This is a genomic window from Streptococcus salivarius (assembly GCF_009738225.1).
GTDB lineage: Bacteria > Bacillota > Bacilli > Lactobacillales > Streptococcaceae > Streptococcus.
The window spans coordinates 1,039,948-1,056,997 of record NZ_CP018187.1; the positions used below are offsets into that span (position 1 = coordinate 1,039,948).

A 17,050-nucleotide genomic window follows, 5' to 3' on the forward strand; every position below is an offset into this window, starting at 1 on the left:
GAAAGGTATGGAAAGTACTTGTGAATAGCAGTCGCTTTATCTCAGAGAAAATCTATTTATTTACTCTTTTTATTTGGGTATTATTTGCATCTCTGGTAACTACAACTTATTTTGTAAGGGTGGATGGTTTTTTGTCACTCTATCGTATCTTGCTATATTTTACAATAGTTATGATTACGATAAAGGAACTCATTAATCTTCCTGATACCATAAATTATTTCAGATACCACTTGAAGGAATTAATAATTTTCCTATTATTTACCTTGACCATGTTAATTGTGTCAAAAAATCGAGATGGTCTTCCTGATTTAAACGTTTTACTGTTGGTTTTTTCAGCTAGGGATATAGAGTTCAAGAAGTTATTAGGGACTTTCTCCTTCGCCACCTTTTTAGTGCTGTTTGTAACTATTCTAGCTAGTAAGATGGGCATTATTTCTAATATGTTGATGAGTGCTGATAGTGGTTATCGTTATAGTTTAGGATTTAACTATGTTTCCTTTGCTTCTCAACGTATGTTTTTTGCCCTATGTAGTTATCTTATGTTTAGAGGAAAGAAGGTTACTTATATAGAGTTGTTAGCTCTACTATTTGCTACGTTTTATATGTACCAACAGACCTCAACCTCAAGTCCACTTTATCTAAGTCTCTTGATTTTGACTTATGTTTTTATTAGTCTTAAGGTCTTTAAATTTGATTTCATAGATAGTAATGTTATAACAGCAAATCTTGCCAAATATGGTGTTATTATAGCATTGGCTATAATCCTCTATTTCTGTTTCTATTCAACTGGTGATTTATTCCATCTTGTTGACCAATTTACACATAATCGTCTAAGACTGAGTGTTCAAGGATTCCGAAACTTCGGAGTTTCCTTATTAGGTCGACCAATTTCATTTACAACCATGGACATCTTCGGTAATTTTTCAAGTAACTATAACTTTATTGATAGCTCGTTTGTGCAGTTACTCGTAATTGATGGATTGGTTGTTAGTGCATTTATGTTATTTGCTTTAACACGTGTCATGAATTATTTTGTGACTAATCGAAAAGATATTGTCCTTGCTTGCTTAGGTGTTATGATTATTCATGGCATGTTTGATCCGCAAATGCTTGTTCTTCGTTACTCACCTCTTATCTTATTGATTAGTCGACTCTTTGTGATGAAGACTGATAAAGATTTTTTGTAATTGAAACAGAGCTATATCATTTAGAAAGTCTAAACAGAGTCATATACATATGAAAGTTTTAAAAAATTACGCCTACAATCTTTCCTATCAATTACTGGTCATTGTTTTACCAATCATTACGACACCTTATGTTACTAGGATTTTTAGTTCAAAGGATTTAGGTACTTATGGTTACTTTAATTCGATTGTGACCTACTTTATTCTTTTGGCAACTTTAGGTGTTGCTAACTATGGTACTAAAGAGATTTCAGGACATCGAAAGGATATTCGTAAAAATTTCTGGGGTATTTATACCCTCCAATTGATTGCGACTATTTTGTCTCTTGTCTTGTATACATCATTATGTTTGTTCTTTCCTGGTATGCAAAATATGGTGGCTTATATCTTAGGATTAAGCTTGATATCGAAAGGAATGGATATTTCTTGGTTATTCCAAGGTTTGGAGGATTTTCGTCGTATTACCGCAAGGAATACAACGGTAAAGGTTTTAGGAGTTATTTCTATCTTCCTATTTGTGAAAACACCTGGTGATTTGTATCTCTATGTTTTCCTATTGACCTTCTTTGAATTGCTTGGGCAATTAAGTATGTGGTTACCAGCGAGACCTTACATTGGAGAACCACAATTTGATTTATCCTATGCTAAGAAACATCTTAAACCTGTTATTTTGCTGTTTCTCCCTCAGGTTGCCATTTCACTATACGTGACTTTGGATCGTACAATGTTGGGTGCCTTGTCATCGACAAATGATGTAGGGATTTATGATCAGGCTTTGAAAATAATTAATATTTTGTTGACGTTGGTGACTTCATTGGGAAGTGTAATGCTTCCAAGGGTATCTGGTCTTTTGTCTAGTGGAGACTATAAGGCTGTTAACAAGATGCATGAATTCTCTTTCTTGATTTATAATCTCGTCATTTTCCCAATTATTTCTGGTCTCTTGGTTGTCAATAAAGACTTTGTTAGTTTTTTCCTAGGAAAGGACTTCCAAGCAGCTAATATTGCCATTGCCATCATGGTCTTTAGGATGTTCTTTATTGGTTGGACAAATATTATGGGAATCCAGATTTTGATTCCACACAATAAACATCGTGAGTTTATGCTCTCTACGACTATTCCGGCTGTTGTCAGTGTTGGACTTAATCTCTTGTTAATTCCTCCATTTGGCTTTGTTGGGGCCTCAATTGTATCTGTTCTAACAGAGGCTTTGGTATGGTTCATTCAATTGTACTTCAGCCTTCCTTACCTCAAGGAAGTACCGATTCTTGAGTCTATGGCAAAAATTGTATGCGCATCTGCTATGATGTATGGCTTGTTGCTAAGTGCAAAACCATTCTTGCATTTTCCACCTACTTTAAATGTTCTTGTGTATGCAGTGCTTGGTGGCCTCATTTACCTTCTTGCTATTCTAGTTTTGAAAGTGGTAGATGTTAAAGAATTAAAAGAAATAATAGGAAAAAATTAGAAATGAAGAAAACACGGAATATAAACTTAGACTTGATAAAAGTAATTGCTTGTATAGGAGTTGTTTTTCTTCATACTACGATGCCAGGGTTTAAGGAAACAGGGCGATGGAATTACTCATCTTATTTATATTATCTAGGTACTTATTCAATTCCCTTGTTTTTTATGGTAAATGGTTATTTATTATTGGGTAAGAGCAAGATAACATATCCCTATATACTACATAAAATAAAATGGGTTCTAATAACAGTGTCTTCATGGACCGTTATCATTTGGTTTCTTAAAAGAGACTTCACAATTAATCCAATTAAAAAAATTTTGGCTTCTTTGATACAAAAGGGTTATTTCTTCCAATTTTGGTTTTTCGGCTCACTAATACTTATTTATTTATGCTTGCCGATATTGAAGAAGTATTTACATTCAAAAAGAAGTTATTTATACTTTCTATCTGTATTAACAATTATTGGTTTGATTTTTGAATTGATAAATTTTTTGCTTCAAATGCCAGTCCAAATTTATGTTATACAGACGTTTAGATTATGGACTTGGTTCTTTTACTACATTTTAGGTGGTTTTGTAGCACAATTCAATATAGATAATTTAAAATCAATCTTTAAGGGATGGATGAAAATAGTTAGCATACTTTTGTTATTGATTTCACCGATAATATTATTTTTCATAGCAAAAACTACTTATCATAATCTTTTTGCTGAATATTTTTATGACAATCTTTTGGTAAAAGTAATTAGTTTAGGACTATTTCTTACCTTATTGACGCTAACCATTGATGCTTCTAAACATAGAATGATCTACTTGTTATCAGTCCAAACGATGGGGGTATTTATTATACATACCTATGTTATGCAAATATGGCAAAAGTTGATAGGGTTTAACATAGAAGGTGCACACTTATTTTTCCCTGTTTTCACATTAGTGATTAGTTTTCTAATAAGTATGATATTAATGAAAATCCCTTATATCAATCGAATAGTTAAATTATAAAAAGGAGTTTATAATGTACGATTATCTTATCGTTGGTGCTGGTTTGTCTGGAGCAATCTTCGCACATGAAGCTACAAAACGTGGCAAAAAAGTAAAAGTGATTGACAAGCGTGATCACATCGGTGGCAATATTTACTGTGAAGATGTTGAAGGTATCAACGTTCACAAGTATGGTGCTCACATTTTCCATACCTCAAATAAAAAAGTTTGGGATTATGTCAACCAATTTGCTGAGTTTAATAACTATATCAACTCACCAATTGCTAACTACAAGGGCAGTCTTTACAACCTTCCATTTAACATGAATACATTTTATGCTATGTGGGGCACTAAGACTCCGCAAGAAGTTAAGGACAAGATAGCTGAGCAAACGGCTGATATGAAAGATGTTGAGCCTAAAAACTTGGAAGAACAAGCTATCAAGTTGATTGGCCCAGATATCTACGAAAAGTTGATTAAGGGATACACTGAAAAACAATGGGGACGTTCTGCCACAGACCTTCCACCATTTATCATCAAACGTCTCCCAGTCCGTTTGACTTTTGATAATAACTACTTTAATGACCGTTACCAAGGAATTCCGATCGGTGGTTACAATGTCATCATTGAAAATATGCTTGGAGATGTAGAAGTAGAGCTTGGAGTCGACTTCTTTGCCAATCGTGAAGAGCTTGAAGCTTCAGCTGAAAAAGTTGTCTTTACAGGAATGATTGACCAGTACTTTGATTATAAACATGGTGAGTTGGAGTATCGCAGTCTTCGTTTTGAACACGAAGTCTTGGATGAAGAAAATCATCAAGGAAATGCCGTGGTCAACTACACAGAGCGTAAGATTCCTTATACTCGTATCATTGAGCATAAGCACTTTGAGTATGGTACACAACCTAAGACAGTTATTACACGTGAATACCCAGCTGATTGGAAACGTGGAGATGAACCATATTACCCAATCAATGATGAAAAGAACAATGCCATGTTTGCTAAGTACCAAGAAGAAGCTGAGAAAAATGACAAGGTTATCTTCTGTGGTCGTCTTGCAGATTATAAATACTACGACATGCACGTGGTCATTGAGCGTGCCTTGGAAGTCGTTGAGAAAGAATTTACTAAATGACACAAGAAAAGATTGATATCGTTGTTCTCTGGGTTGATGGTAGTGATCCAGAGTTTATCCGTGAGAAGCAAGCTGTGATTGGTCAAGTTGCAGATTTGGACCAAGAAATTGATGGAGAGCAACGTTATCGTGATTATGGCATTTTTAATTACTGGTTTCGAATGATTGAAAAGCATGCTCCTTGGGTAAATCGTGTTTACTTAGTCACCAATGGACAAAAACCTGAATGGTTGAACTTGGAGCATCCAAAACTTAAATTGGTAACTCATAAGGAATTTATCCCTAAAGAGTATTTACCTACTTACAATTCAGCAGCAATTGAGCTTAATCTCCATCGTATCGAAGGCTTGTCGGAAAACTATCTCTATTTCAATGATGATATGTACTTGATTGGAGACAGTCGGCCTTCCGATTTTTATAAAAATGGTCAACCTAAACTTTTAGCTGTATATGATGCTTTGGTTCCTTGGTCACCATTTACGAATACTTATCACAATAATGTTGAATTGATCTATCGTCATTTTCCTAATAAGAAGGCTTTGAAATCTTCACCTTGGAAATTCTTTAATTACCGTTATGGGTCCTTGATTTTGAAAAACCTGTTACTCTTGCCATGGGGACCTACGGGATATGTAAACCAGCATTTACCTGTTCCGATGAAAAAGAGTACCTTAGCACATTTGTGGGAAATTGAGGGAGCAACATTAGATAAAACGTCACGAAATAAAATTAGAGACTATGGAGTAGACGTCAATCAATACATCTGTCAGTATTGGCAAATTGAAAGTAATCAGTTTTATCCTATGTCAAAGAATTTTGGAGAGTCGATAGATCTAAATCAAGTTGATAGGTTAGAGAGTATCTTTAAAGATAAACATAAAAAACTGCTTTGTGTGAATGATGATGTTGACTTTAAAGAGGAGAATATCCTTCGTTTTAAGGAAATCTTGAAAGAACGCTATCCTGAAAAATCAGCTTTCGAAAAATGAGAAATAAGAGATGAAATACTATTTAAAAGAAGAATTTTTACACGATAACAATGTTAAAAATGCCGGTAATAAGGCTCGTAATGATGTTGAAGAAATTGTAAAGAGAGAAGGTTATCAAGCCTTGGTTCTTTCAGTTGGTAATTGGTACGAGATGAGTACACTTAAAGCACAGCTTCATAAATCTAAGGCTTTTGATCAGGCCTTAAATGAACTAAAGCAAGGTGATGAGTTACTTATCCAGTTCCCAATGCTTCATCATAGCTTTTTCACAACGCATCATGTAAAAAAAGCACAGAAAAAAGGCGTAAAAGTTAATTTTATTATCCACGATTTAGAAGCTCTTCGTTATGTCAATGTTGAGAATTTTCCTTTGAAGCACAAGGTTCGAATTCAAATTCAAGAATCAGGTATTCTTGGTGCAGCTGATGGTATCATTGCCCACAATCCAATTATGAAATCTGTATTGGTAGATAAAGGGATTGCGGCAGATAAGATTGTTAGCCTTGGCATTTTCGACTATTTGATTCCAAATTTCCAAGAGAAGACTGGTCTAACTAAGAATCAGCCAATTATTGTAGCTGGTAACTTGGCACAAGAAAAAGCTGGTTATCTTTACTCTCTTCCTGCAGAACCTGCTTATAACCTTTATGGTGTCGGCTTCGACGAAAGCAGAGCTCTTGAGAATGAGAACTACTTTGGTTCCTTCCTACCTGATGAGCTTCCTGCAGCCCTTGAGGGTGGTTTTGGGCTTGTCTGGGATGGCGACAGTGCTGAGACATGTAGTGGTGTTTTCGGCGAGTACCTTCGCTATAATAACTCTCACAAGGCGTCACTTTACTTGGCCTCAGGATTCCCGCTTGTCGTTTGGAAACAGTCTGCCTTATCTCATTTTGTGCTTGAGAACGGCTGTGGAATTGCAGTAGAGTCACTTCATGAATTGAAGGCGACAATTGACAATCTTTCAGATACTGATTACCAAGATTTGGTTGAAAATACCAAGCGTGTCGGTAAAGGTATTCGTGATGGTCACTACCTACTTACTGCATTGAACAATTTAAAATAAGATAAAAAATCCTCATTTTAGTGAGGATTTTTTGCATTATTTGGAGACTTCAAACTGGTATTGGGTTCCTGGAACTCTTCCATTTGAATAGATTGCTTCAATATAGTCGTCATAAGTGATTGACTTGGATTTACCTGCTTTTACGAGCTCTGGATCACGCCATATATTTGGATCAGCAGCATTAGTATCACGCTTGGTGAGGTAGAGATACTCAATATAGGTTCTATTGTCGACAAAGGCACCAGCAACCTTTTCCTTACCATTATCAGATCGCGTGTACATACGAGTCGTTCCCCCACCATCTAGTAGGAAGGCAAGACGAATATTCGAGTAGCCTATATTTTTTAAAAGCTTATAGATGTCTTCGTGATTCAAGCCCTTATTGAGGGAGTTGTGGCCATAGGTTTGGATAATACGGATAATACCATCATAGGTCTCTACGTAAATGGAACGAGCATTTGGTTGGTCAGGATCACCTTTTTCCCAGGTTTTATCTACTTTTTTATCTTTAATGAGAATACCAAAGGCACCTGTATCCCAACCGTTGCTTCCCATGTGGGTAAACATTTTAGCTGTGTCGATATTTGGATAGGTTCCAGCAATGATATTATTTTGATCATCTCCATATAGAAGGCCTGTTTTGCCCAATTCGATTTCCTTTTGAGCGAAAGGGCGATCTAGCCCTTCGTAAGACCAAAAACCAGAGTTGATAAGAGCAAGAGCATCTCGTCGCTTAGCTTCGTACTTAATACTTTGCTCTGTGAGTTCAGGATTATTATCTTCGGTTCTTCCTTTTTGTAGGACATACTTTCCGTCCTTCTTGAAGGAGAGAATCTGCATGTCTACATTTTTAATATTGCCTTTTTCAAGTAAGACAGACTGATCTAAGAGCTCTTTATTCTTTATGGTAAAGTTCAATCCATCCTTATTTGATGGCATGGAAAGCTTCTTAATATCTCGATTGTTGAAATAGATGGTGAGGTAGAGCAGTCCACCAACTATGGCACCTATCATTAGAAGAGAAAATAGTATTCTTAAAATATTCTTCAATTTCATACTATAATTATAAACAATCTAGGCTTACAAAACAATCCTAAGACCATTAAATATCCAAGAATAGTATCAGTTTTTCCTAGTATGGTACTGGTAAGCGTTTTCCAAAAGGGTTATAATAGGGATAAGTTAGTCAAGGAGGTGCTTTATGACCATTAAGGTGATTGCATCAGATATGGATGGAACATTTTTAGACGATAAAGGGAGCTATGATAAGGAGCGTTTTAGTCAGATTTTGGATGCCATGGCTGCGCGTGATATGCACTTTGTCGTTGCATCAGGTAATAGTATGAGTCGCCTTAAACCTATGTTTGCGGAGACTTTTGACCGCCTGCATTTTGTCGCCGAAAATGGTGGTCAGGTGGTTAGCTATGGCAAGCTTCTGTGTCAGGAGTTTATGGCATTTAATGATGTTGAAAAATTACTAAGATATTTTAATTATGATTTGTTAGATAAACCGACTATATTTAATGGTGCTAAATCTGCTTATATGCTATCAGGAACGAAACTACATTTTGGTAAAGAGATGATAACAGAAGAAGAGCAAGCCGCTATGGAAGCATCCATTCACCGTTTGAATAGGTTGAAGGATTTAGAGGATGATTTCATAAAGATCACCATGTTGCTGAGTCCTGAAGAGGCTAATCAGGTTTCGCAAGCCTTTAATCGTGATTTTGATGGTAATCTTGTCGCTGTTCCAAGCGGTTTTGGTGCTATTGACTTCATTCAAAAAGGCATGCACAAGGCTTGGGGGCTTAAGCAGCTTCTTAACCATTGGGACTTGAATGAGGCAAATGTTATGGCTTTTGGTGATGGTGACAATGATATTGAGCTCCTGCGTATGGCTAGTCATTCTTATGCGATGGAAAATGCCAGCCCTGCTCTTTTGCAAGTGGCAGACCAAGTAGCACCGCATCATAAGGATCAAGGTCAAGGTGTCTTGACTATCTTAGAAGATTATTTAGGTTTATATTAAAAAAGGGTGGTAAAGAAATGAAATTATATTTAATGCGACATGGTGAGACATTATTTAATACGCAAAAGCGTGTTCAGGGCTGGTGTGACTCTCCCCTAACTGAAAATGGAATCTGTCAGGCAGAACAAGCTAAGCAGTACTTTGCAAAGAAAGGTATTTCTTTTGATGCTGTCTATTCATCTACGCAAGAGAGAGCAACTGACACAGCAAAGATTGTGGCGCCTGAGTACACTGTAATCCAGCTCAAGGGAATAAAAGAAATGAATTTTGGGTCTTTTGAAGCTCAACCAGAGCATCTCCTACCCAAACATCGTCCAGGTTCACGATCCTTTGAAGATCTCTTGGTCCCATACGGTGGTGAAGATATTCGAGATGTCGGCCAGAGGGTTCTAAAGACTGTCTTAGAGAAAGCAGAAGAACACACTAAAGATGGTGATGAGAATCTTCTATTTGTCAGTCATGGAGCTGCTTTGTGGGGATTAATCATTACCATGGACTTAGCCTTTCCTGAAGGAGTACGTTTTGGGAATTGTAATATTTGTGTTTATGATTATAACCAAGGACAATTGGAACTTCTTCAGGTGATTGATCCGATTTCTGGTTTAGAGGTAACATTATGAAAGAATTTTATTTAATGAGGCATGGAGAAACACGATTTAATGTTCAGCATAGGCTTCAGGGGGTCTGCGATGCCCCTTTGACGGAAGTCGGGATTGAACAGGCTAAAAAGGCTGGTCAGTATCTAGCTAAGCAAGAGCCAATTTTTGATCATGTCTTTACGTCAACCTCTGAGAGAGCTAGCGATACTCTAGAAATTGTGACTGGACGAACAGACTATGAAAGACTTAAAGGTCTTAAAGGACAGGATTTTGGTGCTTTTGAAGGGCAGCCAGAGTATCTTACTCCTAAAACCTTACCTGATGGACAGGGCTTTGGTGATTACTTTGTTCAATTTGGTGGCGAGAGTACGAGCCAGGTCCGGGATCGTATGGAGTTGACGATTAGGGCCATCATGGAGAGTGTGGCCGATGGTTCTAAGTCCTTGCTGGTTAGTCATGGTCCATCTATTTTGCAATTCTGTAGACGTGTTTTAGATCCTGTTCCAGATATTCGTGGTCTTAAAAATTGTTGTATTTTACACTTTACTTATGACCAAGGTCAATTTGAACTGGTCTCAGTTTATAATCCAGTAGAAGAAGAGTATATCTATGGAGGTGAAGAATGACACGATTCTATTTAATGCGACATGGACAAACACTTTTTAACACACTCAATCGAATTCAAGGTTGGTGTGATTCCCCTTTGACTGAAAAAGGTCAGGACCAGGCTCGTCAGGTGCGTGCCTATTTTGAAAAACATGGTTTGACTTTTGATCAGTATTATTGCACGACTACTGAAAGAGCTTCTGATACGCTTGAATTGGCTACTGGGCGTACTGATTATAAACGTGTTAAGGGACTTAAAGAGATGCACTTCGGTATCTTTGAGGGGCAACCGGAGTATCTTCATCCTAAAATTCAAATTCAGGGGCATTTCGGTGACCATTATGCTCAGTTTGGTGGGGAAAGTCAAGATCAGTTTGTAGAACGAGTGGTAAATGGTGCAAGAGAGATAGTGGATAAACATCCTAACCAATCTATTTTGGCTGTCAGTCACGCAGGAGCCTTGATGACTTTTCTTCATGCTGTGGAGCCGGAGCGTGCCTTTCAGTCTTGTCCAGGCAATTGCGCCATCTTAGTCTTTGATTACGATGGATCGAACTTTCACTTTGTCAAACTGATTGATCCTTTAAATGATCAAGAGTTCGTGGAATTTTAGTGGCTTTCATGATCAAAGATAGTAAGAAACCCTTTCTTAGTGTATAATGGAAAGGTATTTTAAATTATGGAGTGCCTATGAAATTTACAAAAAATCAGTTCATTTGGTTGGCTGTCCTCTTTTTCAGCTGTTTCTTGATCTATACTTACTGGGAAACAGTTGTTTCAATTTGTAACACCATTTACGTTGCCAGTCAGCCCTTCCTGGTTGGAGCAGGGATTGCCTTTGTGGTAAATATCCTGATGTCTTTTTATGAGAAACTGCTGGTCAAGTTTATTCCATTTGGTTTTATCGCTAAAATCAAGCGTCCTATTGCTCTGCTCTCGGCATTGGGAACCATTGGTTTGGTTTTTACTTGGGTCGTGTTCACTGTTCTTCCTGATTTGATTGACAGTATCAACACCTTGATTAGTCAAGACCGCTCAGCTATTAATAATTTGATTAATTGGTTGCTTAAGAACAAATCCTTGCAAAAAATTATTCAAGATTTTGGTGGTGTGACACAGGTTAGAGAGCTAATCAATAGCTACAGTGCTCAGTTGCTTCAACAAATCATGAATGGTTTGACCAGTTTCTTGACTTCTTTAACGAGTCTGCCATCAACCTTGATTAATCTTTTTATCAGTATTGTCTTTTCTTGTTATGTCTTAGCTGGAAAAGAGAAACTTGGGAATCAGGTCAATCGTTTGGTAGACGTCTATTTAGGAAGTTATGGTAAGACTTTCCACTATGTAGTTGCTATTCTCAATAATCGATTCCGTAATTTCTTCGTCTATCAGTCGCTTGAGGCTTGTATTTTGGGGACCTTGTGTTATATTGGGATGCGTATCTTTAATTTTCCTTACGCAGCGACTATCTCTATCCTGATTGGTTTTTCAGCAATGATTCCAGTTGTGGGGGCTTATATTGGTGTGACGATTGGTACCATCTTGATTATGACGCACTCTGTGACCTTAGCGCTTTTGTTTGTTGCCTACGTGGTTATTTTGCAGCAGTTTGAAGGGAATCTCATCTATCCTTATGTGGTCGGTGGATCTACCGGACTTCCTGGTATTTGGGTTATCTTCGCAATCACCATAGGTTCTGCCTTGGGTGGTATCTTGGGTATGTTGGTTTCTGTGCCAGTAGCCGCAACCCTATATCAGATTGTTAAAGATAATGTTGTTAGGCGAGAAGGAGCCAAAGCAGCAAATGCTCTTGAAAGTAATGATTAATTAAAACAGACTTGGTTCTGTTTTTTTTCGTGCGATAGTATCAGATTTCAATAAGATAGTATAAGTGTAATCGTTTTCTAAGCGTTATACTATGAGTAAATTGAACAATGCAAGGAGATAAAAGATGACATATACATTTCCAAAAGATTTTCTCTGGGGTGGTGCAACAGCTGCCAACCAGTTTGAGGGTGCTTACAACCTAGATGGCAAAGGCTTGTCCGTACAGGATGTAACGCCAAAAGGCGGTGTTCCCTTTGAACCCGGAGCCTTGAATCCTTTGATTACTGACCAACCAACACCAGATAATCTAAAACTAGAAGGTATAGATTTCTATCACCGTTATAAAGAAGACATAGCACTTTTTGCAGAGATGGGCTTTAAGGTCTTCCGCATGTCAATTGCATGGACTCGTATCTTTCCAAATGGTGATGATGCCGAGCCAAATGAAGCAGGTCTAGCCTTCTACGATAAGGTTTTTGATGAATTGGCCAAATATGGCATCGAACCGCTTGTAACCTTGTCCCATTATGAAACACCACTCAACTTGGCGCGTGAGTACAATGGATGGACTAATCGTAAATTAATTAGTTTTTATGAAAACTATGTCCGTACCGTCTTCACACGTTATAAAGATAAGGTCAAATATTGGTTGACCTTTAATGAAGTCAACTCTGTTTTACATGCTCCGTTCATGTCAGGTGGGATTGCAACGCCGATGGAAGAGCTCTCTAAACAGGATCTTTACCAAGCAGTTCACCATGAGTTAGTCGCTTCTGCTTCAGCAACCAAGATTGGTCATGAAATCAACCCTGACTTTAAGATTGGTTGTATGGTTCTTGCCATGCCAGCTTATGGAATGACAGCTAATCCTTTGGATCAGTTGGCTGTTCACGAGTTTGAAAATCAAAACTATCTCTTCTCAGATATCCATGCGCGTGGGAAATATCCAAACTATATTAAACGCTATTTCAAAGAGAATGGTATTGAAATACAATTTACTCCAGGTGATGAAGAAATCTTAAAGAATACCGTTGATTTTATTTCATTCTCATATTATATGTCTGTGGCAACAGCACACAATCCGCAAGACTATAAGGTTGGAAAAGGCAACATCTTAGGTGGTGTCGAAAATCCCTACCTTGAAAAATCTGAATGGGGTTGGGCTATTGATCCAATCGGTCTTCGACTAGTTTTGAATGACTTTTATGATCGATATCAGTTGCCATTGTTTATCGTCGAAAATGGTTTAGGTGCCAAGGATGTTCTCGTTGACAGTCCAGATGGTCCAACAGTTGAAGATGATTATCGTATTGATTACCTTCAAAAACACTTGATTCAAGTTGGCGAAGCCCTTCAAGACGGTGTAGAACTTTGGGGCTATACGACATGGGGGCCAATTGATTTGGTATCAGCTTCAACGGCTGAACTCAGTAAACGTTATGGCTTCATCTACGTTGATCGCAATGATGATGGTAGTGGTAGCTTGGCTCGTTATAAGAAAAAATCATTTATTTGGTATAAGTCTGTTATCGAAAGCAATGGTGAAGCCCTTTACAAATAGAATATGGTTAAGAATCTCAAAAATATTCGAGATTCTTTTTTAGTATCAAAGTACAACATTGATATATCTGGATTACTGTTGCTATGAGTAAAAATAGAGTATTTCAATACACAATAACTTTGTTTATGTTATTCCACATATTTTCTGAAAAAGTGGTAGAATAAAAGTGTGAAAGCGTTCTTATATTTTCCGAAGAAGTAGCGAGTCTATCTCTTTGCTTTTCCTACTTAGATGGAGGTAACGATAATGAATGATTTGAAAAAAGTTCTCTTAGCTGGAATCGGGTTGACTGCTATGACAGTTGATAAGGCCGATAGCTTTGTCAAAGAGTTGGTTGAAAAGGGGCGTTTGACTGTTGAAGAAGGTAAGGAACTGGAACAAGAGCTCAAACGTCAAAGTAAGGAAGAAGCTCAAGAATTTTTAGCGAAACTTGATGCTAAGAAATCTTCAGTTGAGTATGCGACTAAGGATGATGTGAAACGTCTTGAAGAAAAACTTGACGCTTTGCTCAGTCAAAATAAATAAAATGTAAGGAGTCTAAAATGGCTAGTAAACGATTGAGACATGTGTTGAAGGTTTTCTCGTCAGTTGGTCTCCTTTCTTATCGTGAAAAGCATCTTCCTCAAGACCAACAGACAACACCTGTCAAGCTACGCCAAGCCTTTGAGCAATTAGGACCTAGTTTTGTTAAAATTGGTCAAATCCTATCCACGCGCTCTGACCTTTTGCCAGAAAACTATATCAAAGAATTATCAAAGCTCCAGAGCTCAGTTCCTCCCTTGAATAAAGAGGAAGTCATGACTGCCATTAGGCGAGAATTACCTAATGAGCTTTCTGACAGTTTCCTTGATTTTTCGGAAGAGCCCTTAGCTTCTGGTTCTGTCGCTCAGACCCATAGAGCTAGATTATTGTTTGGTCAGGAAGTGATTGTAAAAATCCAGAGACCTGGTATTGATGAGGTCGTTAAGGAAGATATTCAGCTTCTCATTAAGCTTGCACGGCATATACCAAAACATTTTATCCCCATGGTCGATGTTCAGGAGGTTTTGGAAAATCTGCGTGAAACCTTAATTAAGGAACTAGATTTCAGGAATGAAGCAGAGGCCATGAAGTGCTTTAAGGCCAATAACAGGGCTGTTGCTTGTCTAGGTGTCCCCGAGGTCTATGATACCTTCACGACACCTCACCTCATAGTTGAAGAGTATATCAATGGGATTCCGCTTAATCACTACAGCCAACTGATTGAGGCTGGCTATGACTTAGAAGATGTGGGCAAGAAACTTATGCTGTCATTTATCAAGCAAGTCTTCAAAGATGGCTATTTTCATGGTGACCCCCATCCTGGAAATCTGTTGGTACGTGATGGCAAGATTTATTTCATTGATTTTGGAATTATGGGTGAGTTGGAAGTGGGGATGCGTGCGTCCTTAAATGACATCCTGTACAGTTTTACCGCACAAGATGTTGATGGTATGACCAAGGCCATCTTGTCCGTTACACAATTTGATAATGGTCTTAATCGTGCAGTCCTAAGTCAAGATGTAGAGCAAATGTTAGGTCGTTATTCTGGTATTGACTTGGGAAGTCTCTCTATAACAGATTTGCTGCAGGATTTGATGGCTATTTTCCAGAAAAATCATCTTAAAGCCTCCTCTCAAATTACCATTTTGGAGAAGGCTTCGCTTCAAATTGAGGGGATTTTCCGAGAGTTAGCGCCAAATATGGATCTTATGACTCTGGCCAAGGATTACTTCCTAGAAAATATGGGACCTGACATGCTTAAGCAGGCCCTGAATAAAGAGAGTATCTTGATTGAACTCTTTTATCTGATTCGCAATGGGAAGAACATTCCACGTCGTCTGCATCAGCTCTTGGAGCAAATTTTAAACGGACGAATTGTGGTGAACCATGATTTTATTAACTTTTCGGGTCGAATTAAAGTTTTTGAGAAAGTATTAAATAATCTGGTTTTAGCCTTATTGTCATTGGGATTTCTACTTTCCGGTGCCCTTTTGGCTAATAAATCAGGTTTTGAAAATCTTGACTGGCTATTTCTTGGACTTGGAACTTTTCTAGCTTTAATCACAGTAGTGCGTATAATATTTAAGAAAAAAGGATAAAGTATGATTGAAACAACTAGGCCTGAGCTTGTGGCCTATCAAGAAGAGCGTTTAGCCAAATTTGTGACTGAAAATCAAAAGTTAGACAAAAGCCAAATCGTTTTTGCAGGGGACTCCATCACGGAGTTTTTTGCATTGAAAAAATATTTGGGTCGAGAGTTTCCCCTTGTTAACCGTGGGATTGCAGGAACAGACTCGGTTTGGCTTTTAGAGCACCTTAAAAAGCAGGTCTTAGATTTGGAACCAAGTAAATTGGTGCTCTTGATTGGCATTAACGACATCGGAAGAGGTTACCCTATTCGAGATATTGTCACTCGTATTTCCGATATTATCATGACAGTTCGTCAGGAATCCCTCTTTACTGAGGTCTATTTGCTGAGTGTCTTTCCAGTTAGTGAAGAATCACAGTATGCTTCTAAGGTTAAGATTCGAAATAATACGACTGTACGTGAGCTAAATCAACAATTAGCTGTCCTCCCCGGTGTGACCTATGTCGATCTTTTTGATTACCTTACTGATGACATGGGACAGTTAAATGACAACTATACAACGGATGGTTTGCACTTGAGTCCACAAGGTTATCAAGTCCTTGCGGAACCAATCATAAAGGAGATTTTAGAATGAAAGTTGGCTTAGTCCTCGAAGGCGGGGGGATGCGTGGCTTATATACGGCTGGTGTATTAGATGCCTTTTTAGAAGCTGGAATGAAGGTGGATGGCGTTGTTTCGGTATCGGCTGGAGCACTTTTTGGTGTTAATTACCTTTCTAACCAGCCCCAAAGAGCCCTTCGCTACAACAAGCGTTTTATGGGAGACCGTCGTTATATGAGTTTCTGGTCATGGCTGACAACAGGTAACTTCGTTAATAAGGAATTCTCCTATTATAAGGTTCCCATGGAGTTGGACGTTTTTGATCAGGAGGCCTTTGCTGATTCAGGTATTCCCTTCTATGTGGTTACTACAGATATTGAGTCCGGAAAACCAGACTATATCAAGATTGACCATGTCTTTGAGCAAATGGAAGCCCTTCGGGCAAGTTCCGCCTTACCTCTGGTTTCTGAAATTGTCGAGTACAAGGGTAAACGCTACATGGATGGTGGTCTGTCTGATAGTCTCCCTATTGATTTTATGGAAAATTTGGGCTTTGATAAACTCATTGTAGTTCTGACACGTCCTAAAGGCTACCGTAAACAGCCATCTAAAACGAGTAAGCGAATCTACAAGCTCTTTTATCGTAAGTATCCTGAATTTGTCCAAGTGGCTTCAAATCGCCACATCCACTACAATAAGAGTATTGAAAAGATAGAGGCTTTGGAAAAAACTGGAAATCTTTATGCTATCCGTCCAGAACATGCACTTGAAGTTAGTCGTTTGGAGAAGGATCCTGAAAAGTTTGAAGCCATTTATCAAGAAGGATTGGATCAAATGCGTAATGATATGTCTAATCTCAAAACATTTCTTGGAGACAACTAAAAACGTGCTCGGTTGAG

At 38.0% G+C, this 17,050-nt stretch carries 17 protein-coding genes; 16 read left to right on the forward strand and 1 reads right to left on the reverse strand.

Annotation, left to right across the window (positions count from 1 at the left end; all coding sequences use genetic code 11):
* Positions 1 to 20: 20 nt before the first annotated feature.
* Genes BSR19_RS05210 through BSR19_RS05235 form a run of 6 tightly spaced genes read left to right on the forward strand, consistent with a single transcriptional unit; the run spans position 21 to position 6,819 of the window.
* Entirely contained in the window at positions 21 to 1,187 is a 1,167-nt protein-coding gene (locus tag BSR19_RS05210) for a hypothetical protein (protein ID WP_060972918.1), read from the forward strand.
* A 49-nt stretch (positions 1,188 to 1,236) separates the two neighbouring features.
* Complete coding sequence (locus BSR19_RS05215) at positions 1,237 to 2,652, forward strand: flippase (RefSeq protein ID WP_156246697.1); 1,416 nt, start codon at positions 1,237 to 1,239, stop codon at positions 2,650 to 2,652.
* A gap of 2 nt (positions 2,653 to 2,654) precedes the next feature.
* A complete protein-coding gene (locus tag BSR19_RS05220; protein WP_156246698.1) occupies positions 2,655 to 3,653 on the forward strand; it encodes an acyltransferase in 999 nt (332 codons plus the stop codon).
* Positions 3,654 to 3,666: 13 nt separating this feature from the next.
* Positions 3,667 to 4,767, forward strand: a complete 1,101-nt coding sequence (glf, locus tag BSR19_RS05225) for a UDP-galactopyranose mutase (RefSeq protein ID WP_156246699.1) — start codon at positions 3,667 to 3,669, stop codon at positions 4,765 to 4,767.
* The gene (locus BSR19_RS05230; RefSeq protein WP_156246700.1) at positions 4,764 to 5,756 is read left to right on the forward strand and encodes a stealth family protein; all 993 of its coding nucleotides are present in this window, start codon (positions 4,764 to 4,766) and stop codon (positions 5,754 to 5,756) included. The genes glf and BSR19_RS05230 overlap by 4 nt, the downstream gene beginning before the upstream one ends.
* Before the next feature lie 10 nt (positions 5,757 to 5,766).
* Positions 5,767 to 6,819, forward strand: a complete 1,053-nt coding sequence (locus BSR19_RS05235) for a sugar transferase (protein ID WP_156246701.1) — start codon at positions 5,767 to 5,769, stop codon at positions 6,817 to 6,819.
* A 36-nt stretch (positions 6,820 to 6,855) separates the two neighbouring features.
* Here BSR19_RS05235 and BSR19_RS05240 read toward each other — a convergent pair whose 3' ends face one another.
* The gene (locus BSR19_RS05240; RefSeq protein WP_197092255.1) at positions 6,856 to 7,875 is read right to left on the reverse strand and encodes a phosphodiester glycosidase family protein; all 1,020 of its coding nucleotides are present in this window, start codon (positions 7,873 to 7,875) and stop codon (positions 6,856 to 6,858) included.
* A 145-nt stretch (positions 7,876 to 8,020) separates the two neighbouring features.
* On the opposite strand from BSR19_RS05240, the gene BSR19_RS05245 reads away from it, so the two are divergent.
* The 10 genes from BSR19_RS05245 to BSR19_RS05290 all read left to right on the forward strand — a co-directional run bounded on the left by BSR19_RS05245 (position 8,021) and on the right by BSR19_RS05290 (position 17,033).
* A complete protein-coding gene (locus tag BSR19_RS05245; RefSeq protein ID WP_060972911.1) occupies positions 8,021 to 8,848 on the forward strand; it encodes a Cof-type HAD-IIB family hydrolase in 828 nt (275 codons plus the stop codon).
* Between the two features lie 17 nt (positions 8,849 to 8,865).
* The gene (locus BSR19_RS05250) at positions 8,866 to 9,468 is read left to right on the forward strand and encodes a histidine phosphatase family protein (RefSeq protein ID WP_060972910.1); all 603 of its coding nucleotides are present in this window, start codon (positions 8,866 to 8,868) and stop codon (positions 9,466 to 9,468) included.
* The gene (locus tag BSR19_RS05255; RefSeq protein ID WP_060972909.1) at positions 9,465 to 10,073 is read left to right on the forward strand and encodes a histidine phosphatase family protein; all 609 of its coding nucleotides are present in this window, start codon (positions 9,465 to 9,467) and stop codon (positions 10,071 to 10,073) included. The genes BSR19_RS05250 and BSR19_RS05255 overlap by 4 nt, the downstream gene beginning before the upstream one ends.
* Positions 10,070 to 10,666, forward strand: coding sequence for a histidine phosphatase family protein (locus BSR19_RS05260; protein WP_060972908.1), 597 nt, complete (start codon positions 10,070 to 10,072; stop codon positions 10,664 to 10,666). Before BSR19_RS05255 ends, BSR19_RS05260 begins: the two co-directional genes overlap by 4 nt.
* Positions 10,667 to 10,743: 77 nt before the next feature.
* A complete protein-coding gene (locus tag BSR19_RS05265) occupies positions 10,744 to 11,880 on the forward strand; it encodes an AI-2E family transporter (RefSeq protein WP_156246702.1) in 1,137 nt (378 codons plus the stop codon).
* A gap of 124 nt (positions 11,881 to 12,004) precedes the next feature.
* Positions 12,005 to 13,441, forward strand: coding sequence for a glycoside hydrolase family 1 protein (locus tag BSR19_RS05270; protein ID WP_156246703.1), 1,437 nt, complete (start codon positions 12,005 to 12,007; stop codon positions 13,439 to 13,441).
* Between the two features lie 246 nt (positions 13,442 to 13,687).
* The gene (locus BSR19_RS05275) at positions 13,688 to 13,966 is read left to right on the forward strand and encodes a phasin family protein (RefSeq protein WP_013990645.1); all 279 of its coding nucleotides are present in this window, start codon (positions 13,688 to 13,690) and stop codon (positions 13,964 to 13,966) included.
* Positions 13,967 to 13,983: 17 nt separating this feature from the next.
* Positions 13,984 to 15,561, forward strand: a complete 1,578-nt coding sequence (locus BSR19_RS05280) for an ABC1 kinase family protein (RefSeq protein ID WP_060972907.1) — start codon at positions 13,984 to 13,986, stop codon at positions 15,559 to 15,561.
* 3 nt (positions 15,562 to 15,564) lie between these two features.
* Positions 15,565 to 16,185 (forward strand): SGNH/GDSL hydrolase family protein, encoded by a 621-nt coding sequence (locus tag BSR19_RS05285; RefSeq protein ID WP_060972906.1) that lies wholly within the window; start codon positions 15,565 to 15,567, stop codon positions 16,183 to 16,185.
* Positions 16,182 to 17,033 carry a patatin-like phospholipase family protein gene (locus tag BSR19_RS05290; RefSeq protein WP_060972905.1) on the forward strand — a complete coding sequence of 284 codons (852 nt, stop codon included), beginning with the start codon at positions 16,182 to 16,184 and terminating at the stop codon, positions 17,031 to 17,033. Before BSR19_RS05285 ends, BSR19_RS05290 begins: the two co-directional genes overlap by 4 nt.
* Positions 17,034 to 17,050: the final 17 nt, after the last annotated feature.

Bases quoted from the DNA above. Each gene is read 5' to 3' on its own strand.
- BSR19_RS05215 (WP_156246697.1), top strand. From the start codon at position 1,237: ATGAAAGTTTTAAAAAATTACGCCTACAATCTTTCCTATCAATTACTG.
- BSR19_RS05220 (WP_156246698.1), top strand. From the start codon at position 2,655: ATGAAGAAAACACGGAATATAAACTTAGACTTGATAAAAGTAATTGCT.
- glf (WP_156246699.1), top strand. From the start codon at position 3,667: ATGTACGATTATCTTATCGTTGGTGCTGGTTTGTCTGGAGCAATCTTC.
- BSR19_RS05230 (WP_156246700.1), top strand. From the start codon at position 4,764: ATGACACAAGAAAAGATTGATATCGTTGTTCTCTGGGTTGATGGTAGT.
- BSR19_RS05235 (WP_156246701.1), top strand. From the start codon at position 5,767: ATGAAATACTATTTAAAAGAAGAATTTTTACACGATAACAATGTTAAA.
- BSR19_RS05240 (WP_197092255.1), bottom strand. From the start codon at position 7,875: ATGAAATTGAAGAATATTTTAAGAATACTATTTTCTCTTCTAATGATA.
- BSR19_RS05245 (WP_060972911.1), top strand. From the start codon at position 8,021: ATGACCATTAAGGTGATTGCATCAGATATGGATGGAACATTTTTAGAC.
- BSR19_RS05250 (WP_060972910.1), top strand. From the start codon at position 8,866: ATGAAATTATATTTAATGCGACATGGTGAGACATTATTTAATACGCAA.
- BSR19_RS05255 (WP_060972909.1), top strand. From the start codon at position 9,465: ATGAAAGAATTTTATTTAATGAGGCATGGAGAAACACGATTTAATGTT.
- BSR19_RS05260 (WP_060972908.1), top strand. From the start codon at position 10,070: ATGACACGATTCTATTTAATGCGACATGGACAAACACTTTTTAACACA.
- BSR19_RS05265 (WP_156246702.1), top strand. From the start codon at position 10,744: ATGAAATTTACAAAAAATCAGTTCATTTGGTTGGCTGTCCTCTTTTTC.
- BSR19_RS05270 (WP_156246703.1), top strand. From the start codon at position 12,005: ATGACATATACATTTCCAAAAGATTTTCTCTGGGGTGGTGCAACAGCT.
- BSR19_RS05275 (WP_013990645.1), top strand. From the start codon at position 13,688: ATGAATGATTTGAAAAAAGTTCTCTTAGCTGGAATCGGGTTGACTGCT.
- BSR19_RS05280 (WP_060972907.1), top strand. From the start codon at position 13,984: ATGGCTAGTAAACGATTGAGACATGTGTTGAAGGTTTTCTCGTCAGTT.
- BSR19_RS05285 (WP_060972906.1), top strand. From the start codon at position 15,565: ATGATTGAAACAACTAGGCCTGAGCTTGTGGCCTATCAAGAAGAGCGT.
- BSR19_RS05290 (WP_060972905.1), top strand. From the start codon at position 16,182: ATGAAAGTTGGCTTAGTCCTCGAAGGCGGGGGGATGCGTGGCTTATAT.